The 12,358-nt window shown below is 39.1% G+C and carries 13 protein-coding genes; 6 read left to right on the top strand and 7 right to left on the bottom strand.

Annotation, left to right across the window (positions count from 1 at the left end; translation table 11 throughout):
* The first annotated feature begins 35 nt into the window (after nucleotides 1-35).
* From B2107_RS14115 to B2107_RS14090, 6 genes are all read left to right on the top strand, one after another.
* Nucleotides 36-2,318, top strand: a complete 2,283-nt coding sequence (locus B2107_RS14115; RefSeq protein WP_293956294.1) for an NADP-dependent malic enzyme — start codon at nucleotides 36-38, stop codon at nucleotides 2,316-2,318.
* 32 nt (nucleotides 2,319-2,350) lie between these two features.
* A complete protein-coding gene (ruvA, locus tag B2107_RS14110; RefSeq protein ID WP_293939479.1) occupies nucleotides 2,351-2,932 on the top strand; it encodes a Holliday junction branch migration protein RuvA in 582 nt (193 codons plus the stop codon).
* A gap of 542 nt (nucleotides 2,933-3,474) precedes the next feature.
* Nucleotides 3,475-3,777: a hypothetical protein gene (locus B2107_RS14105; protein WP_293956292.1), complete on the top strand. Its 303-nt coding sequence runs from the start codon at nucleotides 3,475-3,477 to the stop codon at nucleotides 3,775-3,777.
* Nucleotides 3,778-3,837: 60 nt separating this feature from the next.
* The gene (locus B2107_RS14100; RefSeq protein WP_293956290.1) at nucleotides 3,838-4,818 is read left to right on the top strand and encodes a hypothetical protein; all 981 of its coding nucleotides are present in this window, start codon (nucleotides 3,838-3,840) and stop codon (nucleotides 4,816-4,818) included.
* A 51-nt stretch (nucleotides 4,819-4,869) separates the two neighbouring features.
* Nucleotides 4,870-5,322: a hypothetical protein gene (locus B2107_RS14095; RefSeq protein WP_293956289.1), complete on the top strand. Its 453-nt coding sequence runs from the start codon at nucleotides 4,870-4,872 to the stop codon at nucleotides 5,320-5,322.
* 459 nt (nucleotides 5,323-5,781) lie between these two features.
* Nucleotides 5,782-6,258 (top strand): GAF domain-containing protein, encoded by a 477-nt coding sequence (locus tag B2107_RS14090; protein ID WP_293956287.1) that lies wholly within the window; start codon nucleotides 5,782-5,784, stop codon nucleotides 6,256-6,258.
* A gap of 133 nt (nucleotides 6,259-6,391) precedes the next feature.
* Here B2107_RS14090 and B2107_RS14085 read toward each other — a convergent pair whose 3' ends face one another.
* The 7 genes from B2107_RS14085 to hisH form a co-directional block, all read right to left on the bottom strand.
* On the bottom strand, nucleotides 6,392-6,994 hold the full coding sequence (locus B2107_RS14085) for a hypothetical protein (RefSeq protein WP_293956285.1): 603 nt from the start codon (nucleotides 6,992-6,994) through the stop codon (nucleotides 6,392-6,394).
* A 31-nt stretch (nucleotides 6,995-7,025) separates the two neighbouring features.
* On the bottom strand, nucleotides 7,026-8,246 hold the full coding sequence (locus B2107_RS14080; protein ID WP_293956283.1) for an LVIVD repeat-containing protein: 1,221 nt from the start codon (nucleotides 8,244-8,246) through the stop codon (nucleotides 7,026-7,028).
* 123 nt (nucleotides 8,247-8,369) lie between these two features.
* Complete coding sequence (locus B2107_RS14075) at nucleotides 8,370-9,272, bottom strand: WD40 repeat domain-containing protein (RefSeq protein WP_293956281.1); 903 nt, start codon at nucleotides 9,270-9,272, stop codon at nucleotides 8,370-8,372.
* A 258-nt stretch (nucleotides 9,273-9,530) separates the two neighbouring features.
* Nucleotides 9,531-10,115 (bottom strand): bifunctional phosphoribosyl-AMP cyclohydrolase/phosphoribosyl-ATP diphosphatase HisIE, encoded by a 585-nt coding sequence (gene hisIE / locus B2107_RS14070; RefSeq protein ID WP_293956280.1) that lies wholly within the window; start codon nucleotides 10,113-10,115, stop codon nucleotides 9,531-9,533.
* 124 nt (nucleotides 10,116-10,239) lie between these two features.
* Nucleotides 10,240-10,992, bottom strand: a complete 753-nt coding sequence (gene hisF, locus B2107_RS14065) for an imidazole glycerol phosphate synthase subunit HisF (RefSeq protein ID WP_293956278.1) — start codon at nucleotides 10,990-10,992, stop codon at nucleotides 10,240-10,242.
* A 1-nt stretch (nucleotide 10,993) separates the two neighbouring features.
* Nucleotides 10,994-11,746: a HisA/HisF-related TIM barrel protein gene (locus tag B2107_RS14060; protein ID WP_293879509.1), complete on the bottom strand. Its 753-nt coding sequence runs from the start codon at nucleotides 11,744-11,746 to the stop codon at nucleotides 10,994-10,996.
* Between the two features lie 21 nt (nucleotides 11,747-11,767).
* A complete protein-coding gene (gene hisH, locus B2107_RS14055; RefSeq protein WP_293956276.1) occupies nucleotides 11,768-12,358 on the bottom strand; it encodes an imidazole glycerol phosphate synthase subunit HisH in 591 nt (196 codons plus the stop codon).

Here is a 12,358-nt window from a genome sequence, read left to right as displayed (position 1 = left end):
TGATAGATTTGTAGCCTTAAATTAATAAAATCGTAATGAGTAACACTAATCGTAAACAGGCAGCATTAAATTACCACGCTATGGGTAGACCTGGTAAAATAGCTGTTGTTCCGACCAAACCAACAAATTCGCAAAGAGACTTGTCATTAGCATATTCTCCTGGTGTAGCGGAGCCATGTTTGGCTATTGCTGAGAACAAAGAAGATGCATATAAATATACCGCAAAAGGAAACCTTGTTGCCGTTATCAGTAATGGTACAGCCGTATTGGGTTTAGGCGATATCGGTGCCCAAGCTGGTAAACCAGTCATGGAAGGTAAAGGTTTATTATTCAAAATTTTTGCCGACATTGATGTATTTGACATCGAAGTGGACACCAAAAATGTCGATGAGTTTGTCAACATTGTCAAAGCATTGGAACCTACTTTTGGAGGTATCAACCTGGAAGATATCAAAGCACCGGAATGTTTTGAAATCGAACGCCGTCTGAAAGAAGAAATGAACATCCCTGTGATGCACGATGACCAACATGGTACGGCAATCATCTCCGGTGCAGCATTGATCAATGCCTGTGAAATTATCGGTAAAGATATTTCAAAAGTAAAAATCGTTGTCAATGGCGCTGGAGCAGCTGCAATGTCATGTACAGCAATGTATATTTCAGTAGGTGCTCGCAAAGAAAATATTGTGATGCTGGATAGCAAAGGTGTAATCCGTACGGATAGAGAAAATCTTGACAGTATGAAAGCACAATATGCAACAGATCGCGATATTCATACCCTGGCAGACGCTGTCAAAGATTCAGATGTATTTATCGGTCTATCGGCAGCAGACGTCATGTCGGCAGAAATGTTGTTATCGATGGCTCCAAACCCAATTGTATTGGCGATGGCAAATCCAAATCCTGAGATTGCTTACGATTTGGCGATGGCAACACGTAACGATATTATCATGGGTACGGGTCGTTCAGACTATCCTAACCAAGTAAACAATGTATTGGGTTTCCCTTATATCTTCCGAGGTGCGTTGGACGTACGTGCAACTGCTATCAATGAAGAAATGAAAATTGCGGCAGTACGTGCGATTGCTGACTTGGCGAAACAACCCGTTCCGGAAGAAGTTAATCAGGCTTATAATACCAATAACTTAAAATTCTCAGAAGAATATATTATTCCAAAACCTACAGATCCACGTTTGATCACGGAAGTTTCTATGGCTGTTGCGAAAGCCGCTATCGCATCAGGTGTAGCAAAGACCGTAATAGAAGATTGGGATCAATACAGCGATGCGCTACGTAAACGCCTTGGTAAAGATGATGCGATCATGCGCAATTTGACTATGGCTGCTAAAAGAGATCCTAAACGTGTTGTTTTTGCGGAAGCAGACAATTATAAAACACTGCGCGCGGCACAGATTGTCAAAGAAGAGGGCATTGCGGTTCCTATTCTTTTGGGCCGAAAAGATAAAATCGAACGCCTAATTAAAGAATATGCTTTTGAATTGGATGGCCTCGAAATCATCGATCCCATTGCTGAAGTAGATGGTGAAACAGAGCGTTCCAAGAAATTTATCGAGCACCTGTACATCAAGAGACAACGTCGCGGTATATCGAAATATGATGCCCGTAAGCTGATGTATGACCGCAACTATTTTGGAGCCTCTTTAGTGGAATTTGGCGAAGCTGATACCTTAATCTCTGGTATGACCAAAAATTACGCGAATACGATCCGTCCGGCATTGCACGTGATCGGGGCTAAACCAGGAAGTCGCGTCGCAGGAATGTATATGATGTTAACCAAAAAAGGACCAATTTTTATGGGGGATACAACGGTGAACGAAGATCCAACTGCACAAGAATTGGCCGACATTACCTTGCTTTTGGATAAAGCCGTTAAGCGCATGAATATCCAGCCACGTATCGCTCTATTGTCGTATTCTAACTTTGGTTCAAGTGAAGGAAAAACGCCTACAAAAGTAAGAGCTGCAGCACAGATTCTACACGATCAATATCCTGATATCATTGCTGAGGGTGATTTACAAGCAAACTTCGCATTAAATAGCGAAATGCTGACAGCAAACTTCCCATTCAGCTATTTAAATGGAAAATCAGCAAATACACTTGTGTTCCCTAACCTAGAATCGGGGAATATTGCCTATAAATTATTGCAAGAAGTTGGTGAGGCGGAAGCTGTAGGGCCGATTCTTTTAGGTATGAACAAACCCATCCACGTTTTGCAGTTGGATAGCTCTGTACGCGAAATCGTCAATATGGTTACCATTGCCGTCGTAGACGTACAGACACATCTTAAAAATTTATAGAATAGCTTAAAATCTTCCTATATTCGTATACTATGTACGAATATTTCAACGGAAAATTAACATATAAAGCCCCCACTCACGTTGTTATCGATGTGAGTGGGATTGGCTATTATGTCCACATCTCTCTTTATACCTTTTCTCAAATCAAAGATCAGGAAAACTGCAAATTATTCATTTCACTTCAAGTTCGGGAAGATTCTCATACACTTTATGGCTTTGCAACAGAAGGTGAGAAAAAACTATTTGAAAATTTGATCTCTGTTTCGGGTATAGGTCCCAATACAGGTCGTATGATCCTGTCGTCAAACACACCAGATGAGATCCAGTCTGCCATTGTTAATGGGCAGGTCGCACTGATTCAAAAGATTAAGGGAATTGGTCCTAAAACAGCACAACGTCTTATCTTGGAACTTCAGGATAAATTAAAAAAGCAGGGATTCGAAGCTTTGGCAACATCTATTCAGTCCCAATCCATACCGGACGAAGCGCTATCCGCACTTGTTATGCTCGGGTTCAACAAAGCCGCGGCAGAGAAAGTATTAAATACCATTCTAAAAACAGACAGCAATCTTTCTGTAGAGGATATGATCAAATTAGCACTGAAACGACTTTAATGCAGATACGTTTTTGCTGAACTAATCCAACAACAAACATCGGATCACACATACGTACTGCATATGCTGTAGCGAAAAAGACATAAAGGAATCTTAGCGTTCATTTATGTCTTTTTCCTAACCTCGGTTTTGCAATACTTCGCGCCCTATTAATGGTTCACTTTTGGGACAGCACCAAGGTAATGAGTACCACTTTTTCACCAATAATATTGCATGGAGGGCCTCTCTGGTAGCGAACATATATAGATAGCGCTTACATATCGAAGTCTTCTTCAAGCATCTAAAGCAACGCTTAAAAATACGACATTCGTCTAGACTTCTGAAAATCCAATAATGATCTAGATCTGGACTTCACTGATCGGTATATTGCTATTTAAATATCTGCAAAATAAGGTCAATTTTTTCTTAAATAGGTAGCGTTAATCAGTACACAAATGGGTAGTTTTGTTATCCCTTAGTTATTATTAAAGTTTAATTTTTATAATTTTAATATATAGTTCATTCCTGTTTTAGAGCTAATTATAAACTAAGATAATTAAATTATGAAAAAGAAACTAAATTGTATTGCTTTGATAGCATCATTTTTGGTTTTAACTACCTCCTGTTCAAAAGATCTCATTCCAAGTGGAACTGTTGAGCCTAACTCGGGACTTAAAGGCCTAAAGACATACACATTTAAACCTACTAGATCAATCTTTCAAGTTTTGGGAAGTACAATCGGCAATAATGTGATCCAGTTATTGATCAATCCAAGTCCTAATGGCGTATCTGATTTTATTGCACAGAATGTAGGCACATTTACTGCGAGTGATCCAGGTTTGCCGATTTACTATACTGCAAAATAGCTAAAAGATATCTCGACGTTTAAAACGACGTTTAGAATTGACCATTAAATATATTTTATGATGATGAATACAACATATAGAGAAAAGGGTTTAGGGATTTTAAGTGTATGTTTACTAATGGCATGCTTCTTATTCTCATGTAAGAAAGATACTCCAGATGTTCCTGAGAAGAAAAATGAAAAATGGAGAACCCAAGCTAAAACCGATAGTGTGGGGAATCAATACTATGTGGTAAATACACTGGACAATACATTAGAGATTAGAGTCGATAATAAGGATGGGAAGACGATCTTTTCAGAAGTTTGCCCGACTATTGATTCTACTGAAATACCTAGTGATATGCGCAATTTGATTGTTGATTTGGTTGCTCCAAATAGGTTTATTAACAGAGATCAAGCGTCCCTATCTTTGGAGATAGTGCTTGATGATCTAGAGACTAGGAACAAATACATCCAGCTTTTGGCGAATATCGATCTTGACAGCAAAAAGTTTTATACAAAAAAGTATAAGGTAGAACAGCCTCTGGATTGGGCTTATGTAACCTTTCCTTATTCTTTAGTGCAGTGGTATGGTAATTCGTTGTTGGTCCGGGAGGGCACGGATAAAGACCTCAATAGAGGCGGGGGATATATGGGGTTGGGACAGCGTGGTACGCAGTTGGTCTGTTATGAGCGAGATTTTTCCATTCGTTATACGAAGGATATAGATGCTTCTGATGCTTACTATCCTTCTGGTAATTTATGGAATATTCCTATTAACAACTATGAATATATGCTGTTCTTAAATGACGGCTATGTAGGTCGGATGCAAATAGTCACCAGTGTCGAGGACAAATGGGCTGGAAAGCAGGCTGTGATCTGGCGAGATAACCTAAAGGAGACAAATAATATTCCGGCAGATTATTCCATAAAAATTACTGATTATAATATTCAGAATAATGTAGTAAGTGCTAGTTATAACATTTATGATGAAAAAGGCCAATTAAAGGAGAAAAGGACCCGGAAATGGTCAATTGGTAATGGAATGCCGTTAGGGAGTTAATTCATGTTTCCTGTATGCCAGGGAGACCTATGCCTATCAATTCTTAAATATATGAAAAGTAGAATGAACTATTTTTTTAAAAGGATCACTAAGTATGTTCCTTTGTTATTGATGCTATTTTCAATAGTTAGTTGTTCAAAATTCGAATCTGACTTTGACAGCGGAAACGGTAAAAACGCTTTGGATCAATTAAGATTACCGAAGATCCAAGATTTTACCGTTAGTTCAAGATCTAATCCGGAAAATAATGTGTCCGGCAAAAGATCAGCAGGAGGGAAAAGAGCAGACTTGACTACTCCTCCTGATGAAGATAATCCCTTTAAGCCAAAAGCAGGCTCAGGTGGTTATAAAGATAGTCCCGGTATCATTGTTAATGGCAGTAATGCTCCAACGCCTGATCCAAATAAATTATATTTCTATCAGAAATATAAATCCCAGATGTTCACTATTACAGATCAATCAATGGAACTCAACATTTATCCCGGTGCAATATTAAAGGGATAGAGTATAACCAAGGGGGATATCAGGTTACAGCTGATTTTATTGCGAATCTGGTTGCTCCAAATCATACAGACGCAAAGATTATGTATACTGAACATTATAATAGGCAAATGCAGGATGGAACTTCAAAAATATTAGAAAATTACAAATTGTATGATGAATATCATCCGCCTGTTATCATTAATGGTAAAGAGATAAGTCTTTAGCTGACGATTATTGTTGTGACCCCTTCCGGCAAAAGAAGCGACTACATTCGGGTAAACATTATCAACACAAAGAAATAATAACATTCGCCTGATGTGAAAGCGCTAATATTCTCTTAACTTTGAACAGCGTATTAGTGCTTTTTCATTTCATGCAGGTTGAGACATGACATGTACTGTAGCTTTCTGAGCAAGCAAAGCATGTTTGGCAGTATAGTCCTCATAGCAAATGCATGATTATTTTTTTAGATAGATTTTTATGGCAGAGGATTTACAAATAGCTAAAGGTAGCAAAGAAGAACAATATCAAAATTTACTTCCTCAAATTGGAGGATTACTGCAAGGCGAGCCTAATCAAATTGCCAATCTGGCTAACATCGCTGCTGCATTGAAAGAACAATTCAATTTTTTCTGGGTTGGTTTCTATCTTATAGATGGAGATGAGCTGGTATTAGGTCCATTTCAGGGACCTGTTGCATGCACGCGTATCAAGAAAGGTCGTGGTGTCTGCGGAGGAGCTTGGGCACAAGAAAAAACATTGATTGTTCCGGATGTGGAGCAATTTCCGGGACACATTGCCTGTAGCTCACTATCGCGATCAGAAATCGTGCTACCCGTTTTTAAACAGGGACAGATTATCGGTGTGCTGGACGTTGACAGCAGTGAATTAAATAGTTTTGATGAAGTCGATGAGCAATACCTTAAACAGATATTACTGCTTTTAGACAGCGAATAAATAAGCTCCACAACCAACGAATGAAATAGCATAAGTATCGGACTAGATTTGAAAAACAAACCGTATACTTATGCTATTTTTTTACAATTCAAGCAATCGATAACTGTTCATAAAAAAAACATCTGATCGATACCTAAAAACCAAATCCGACCTGTAAAGTAAAACGGTGCAGGTCATATTTTTTATCTATTTGTGTTCTTCCATACCAGATATCAATTTCTGGCAAGCTTGCTGAGGGTCGCGTATACGTGTCCTTTCGGCTATAGTGTTGATACCGATATCCTGTTGCCAATGACCAATATTTCGCCGAATTATTAAATTTAAAGCGCCAACCCAGCTGTGGGTTTATCAGCAAGCCGCCCCGATATTCATATTTTAAATTGTTCTCGACTGCATTTTTATTCAAGGAAGTAAAACTATAGCCTAAATCCAATCCTGCAAAAAAACTACGCTTTCTTTCAGGAAATTCTACATAATTCACTTTGGCTGAGACCGGAAGAAACCATTTTGATCCTTCGCCGTCTACTGGATACCTATCCACCCCTGTATTTAATCCCAGAGCGATATTTTCATGGAGCTGCAGCCCATGGAATGTATGCAGGCCAAATCCAGATTCGAGAAAGGCAGGACCATAAGTTAAAACCGAAAATTCATTATGATTTGTATATTTTTTTGTTTGGGCATCAACAGTTAAATAACCGAGAAAAGCCAAAATGGCTATTGAAAATCTTTTCATATCAGAATAATGAAGCTCTTGGAATCGTTTTTTAATTGGAACCAATAATAGGAATAATGCTCAATTCCTTAAGTTTGGCTTTATTGCTATAATCATATTGATGTACACCTTTTTCTGCAACAACGATTAGCGATTTTGATCCGGCGATCACATCTATGCTCGTCAGTTCTTTTTGAGTTTCGAGAAGCTTATTGCCTATTTGGCTGACATCACTGGCATCGAATGACTTCAATCCGAATTTTCCTTCACAAACATATAAGGTTTGGTCTGAGAGCGCCAAGCCATGGGGATTCTCCAACGTGAAGGTATTTTTTAACATCGGTTTTGTCAGGTCTTGGATGTCGATAACTTCCAATAGATTCTGCTGTCCACCACATACTACGCCAGCCCGTAAAGTTACAAAGGCATATTTCTCGTTAACTACCACAGGATCACAAGCACGAATATGCGAATAACGCGACAGCTCTACGGGAGCCGATGCTGTGGTGATATCATAAATCACCATACCTGTATTGGAGCCTATAAATAGGTTGTTTTTAAAAGGAAAAATTGTTTCGATACCAGGGCCTATCTTGATGTCCTTTACATAGGCAGGTTGACTCGCATTCTGTACGTTAAAAAGGTGTAATGTCGTTTGATCTACAGCATATAAATGTTTATTAGCAATGGTAAATCGCGCCATAGATCCGCCCTGCCCCGATCCCGAATTGGTCTCGTAATAAACATTATCTTTTCGGTCATAGGGTGAATATTTATCTTTTTGGCTATAGCTTACAAGACTATCTCGGTATCCTGTAATGATGCGATCTGTAGTATTATTGATATAATCCATTTCAAGCAAGACCTTAAACACGTCCTTATTTCGTGTCAATAACTTGGGTGACGCTGGATTTTCCAGATCGAAGGTCAACAGATCTGTAAAACTATCAGCATACAGCTTTCCATCCAGAACCGCAAGATCCACATTTCCAGGAATACTTAAGAACGCCATCGCCAGAGGTTTTGACGGATCTACATTATTAAAGATATGAATGCCTTTCCCTGGTTCATTGATTAACAAATAATCTTGATAAATATAGATCTTTCCAGCTTGAACAATAGCGGTAGGGCCGCTTACGGGATTCGCTTTAGCCCGTATACTTTCCATTGTTTCAAATATTGGCACGCGAGCCAGATACATTCCCTTACTTTCGATCTTATCACAGCTCGAAAGCGCTATACAACCCAATAAGATAATCCAAATTCTTTTCATAAAATATAACTATGAGGTCAATTAAGTTTACAATCTCTATAGTTAACGATATACTTATGAATTCGCTACAAACAATCTAATTTTTTTTTCTACCCGGATAGTTTGCTTTTCCGGATCAATCTTCTATAAATGACATTCCCAGACTTTAACGAGTTTGTCATCGCTCACACTAAAGAAATATTTCCCATCTTCAGACCATACTCCCGCATTTATAGATAAATGATGGCCATCCTGCATTTTCTCTCGGCTCATATTTTTCAATAAGGCAAAGTCATCTACTGACCAGAATTTTAACGATTTATCCCGACTGACAGTTGCAAAAATTGGCGCTTTTGGATGGGGATATATACCGTATACGGTAAAAAGATGAGGTACAAAGGAAAAATTACTCGTCAATTGATTTGGGTCTGAAATCACCAATTGCGCATCCCGTCCACCACTTAGCAATTTATTATCGATAAAAGCCAAAGACGTGGCGGGCATACTATGCAATTTTGAATCAGTAATCATATGAAAGTCGGCACTATCCAACATATAAACTTGCCCATCTTTATCGGCCAAAGCTATTCGTCCAAGTCCTTCGTCAATTGCAATTGCCCGAATTGTTGTCGAGGATATACGTTTTTCGTAAATATTTTTATAGGTTTCCAAATCAATGACATACAATGTTCCTTCTTCACCTGCCGCCAGCAGTTCATTTTTCCAAGGCATATGGACCAATGAAAAGATAGCTTTGGTGCTTAGTTGTATGCTTGCTACAAGCTTTTGTTCTTCTACATGTACAAAAAGCAGCTTACCTTCGCGCAATGCGATGGCCAGAATCGGTGTTCCCGCTATCATCCGTAAAGCGTAAACCGATGAACTTACCGCACAGAGAATACGCTTAAACGCATTGTTTTCAATATCCCATTCCACAACACCCTTGTCGTTACCGGCGGTAAAAAAAGTGTGCGGGTGATAGCCTTTTTCTACACAAAAAATAGGGTTTTGATGTCCTGGTAATGTTGATTTTAATGTAATATCCATAGTAATTTCGCTAAAACTCCTTCTCTATCCAGATCGCATAGTTGATATCCATTTTTTATGCTGTAGGATTAAATTTTCCGCCGACTGAACTGTGATCCGCTAACGATCAATACAGCAATACGAATTGTTCGCCGGTAGAAACAAGAAGTGCAGTATATCCACAAATATACTGCACTTCTGAGATTCTTTTGTCATCTTAGCTTAAAGCCTGCTGACCACTTCTGATTTTGTTCAACGGCAATCCCATTGCCCAAACACCTATTGATGTCTGCTTTCCAGATTTTTCGCAATTGTTTCTAAAGAAAATCCTTTCTCCCGCAACAATACGATCAAATGAAACAATAAGTCTGAAGTCTCATTGATAAAATCAGTATCAGTTTCGGTCAAAGCTGCAATGACTGTTTCAACCGCTTCCTCTCCCACCTTTTGCGCAATCTTATTGATGCCACGAGAACGCAGACGGTTAACATAAGATTCGTCTGACGGATGCGCATACCGATTATTAACAATGCGCTCTAGCTCCAACAGAAAATTTTGATTAAAGTCTGTACTGAAACAACTTCTGCTCCCTGTATGACAAGTAGGCCCCATTGGGTCTGCTTTGATCAAAACGGTATCTTTATCGCAATCAATATGAATGCTTTTTACATTCAAAAAGTTACCACTCTCTTCGCCCTTTGTCCAAAGGCGATTTTTGCTTCGGGAGAAAAACGTGACACGTTTCTCTGCTTGAGTCTTCTGCCAAGCTTCCTCATTCATATAGCCCAACATCAAGACTTCCAACGTTTGGAAGTCCTGCACAATCACTGGAACGAGGCCGTCACTTTTTGCAAAATCTAACATGATTTTAGTATTTCAATTTTTAATTATTCTCGAAGAGCCATGGGCTCCTGTTTAACTTCTCAGGACTTCATTCAGCAAGTGTATGACGTACTGCTCTTTGATCATTGGTCTTCAATCCTGTTTCCTATCTTACGACAATTCCATTTTGCTGCAACGTAGCTTTAAGATCCGGAATCAATATTTCGCCATAGTGGAAGACAGAGGCCGCTAAAGCAGCGTCTACGTTAGCTTGTTGAAAAACATCCACAAAATGCTGTTGATTACCCGCACCTCCAGAAGCTATAAGCGGAATATGGATCTGATCATTTATGGTTTTTAAAAAGCCATTATCAAAGCCATTTTTTGTACCATCATGATCCATCGATGTAAGCAAAATCTCTCCTGCTCCTCGCTCCTGTGCCTCAACGATCCATTCTGATGTATTCAACTCGGTCTTTATACGTCCACCGCTCAAATACACAAAATTTTGTCCTTCAATAGATCGGGTATCTACCGCTACTACAACGAATTGTGCACCAAAAGCAGCTGCCATTTCATTAATCAAAGCCGGATTACGTACGGCGGCTGAATTGATGGAAATTTTATCTGCACCTGCATTCAACAGGATATCAGCATCTTTAATTTCATTGATACCACCGCCGATTGTAAAAGGAATATTGACTTGACGTGCGACCGCTTTGACTAAATCAATTGTTGTTTTACGACCCTCATGTGTCGCTGTAATATCCAGGAAAACGAGTTCATCAGCTCCCTGTTGGGAATACGCATAGGCTAGCTCAACAGGATCACCCGCATCACGCAAGTCTACGAAATTGACGCCTTTTACAGTTCGCCCGTCTTTAACATCCAAACAAGGAATAATACGTTTTGCAAGCATGCTAAAATCTGATTAACGATTTTAAATTCCAATCTTTGATTTCATCGATCGAGATTCTATTTTCATAGATTGCCTTTCCAACAACTACAGATTCTACTCCACCCAATTCCTGAAGTTTCTGAATATCATCCATTGAACTGATTCCACCAGAAGCAATGAGCTTGATAATTGGAGAATGGCTCAACAACTTTTGGTACAATTCCACACCAGCACCGCCCAATTTACCATCTTTACTAATATCGGTACATAAGAACCTAAAGAATCCCAATACCAAGCATTTATCAATATATTCGATCAATTTGATTGGCGAGCTTTCCAACCAGCCCGAATATTTAATAACTTCATCCAATACGTCGATAGCTATTACAATGTGATCCGCATACTTCACTTTCCCTTCGTTCAAGGTAGCCAGTTCTTCCAGAAAAGAAGGATTTGTAATGGCCTGGGTTCCCACAATGACACGATAAACACCAGCATCGACCAGTTCCTTTACCTTTTCTATACTTCTGACACCACCTCCATATTGAATTTTCATTTCTGTTTTTTGGATGATATCAAATAAGTAGGCCTGATTACTGAAGTCTCCTTTTGCTCCGTTTAAATCAATGATATGAACCAGCTCAGTACCATTTGCATGATAGTTTTCGATCTGCTCTTCTAAGCTGATTGCATACGTTGTAACGTCGTCATAGTTGCCTTCTCTCAGACGGACAACCTTTTTGTCCAAAACGTCTATTGCTGGAATGATATACATAGTTGAATGTTTTTAGTCAATTTAAATAGTTGAAAAATTGAGCAATAATTGCTCACCTGCTTTCCCGGATTTCTCGGGGTGAAATTGCACACCAAAGAAATTATCTTTGGAAATTGCCGCTGAAAAAGGCTGTCCATAGACACATTTTGCAGCGGTATACCTGTCATCGAATTCAATGAAATACGAGTGGACAAAATAAAAATAAGTCTGATTTTGAATGTGTGCAAATAAAGGATTATTTTCTTGTACAGAAACGCTATTCCACCCCATATGTGGCACTTTACCTGCCTTTTTGCTATCAAAATGAAGGGTTTTCAAAGGAATTAACTTTAACATTTCTGCATTTCCCTCTTCTGAAAAATCAGTTAGCAATTGCATTCCTACACAAATGCCCAACACCGGCTTACGCAACGCCTTGATAGAAGGCACGAGTCCAGACTCGTGCAATTTATCCATCGCTGCACCTGCATGCCCAACTCCTGGAATGATAATCCGATCGTACAGATCGATCTCCTCCGCCGTGTTGATCATCCCATAGGAGAGTCCTACCCGATCTAATGCCGCTGTTAAGGAAAAAATATTCCCCGCACCATAATTAATAATTCCTATCAT

Origin of the sequence: Sphingobacterium sp. UBA7855 (assembly GCA_002500745.1) — a bacterium.
Taxonomy (GTDB): domain Bacteria; phylum Bacteroidota; class Bacteroidia; order Sphingobacteriales; family Sphingobacteriaceae; genus Sphingobacterium.
Note: the sequence above shows the minus strand (reverse complement) of the source record. Positions and strands in the feature narration are given on the sequence as shown.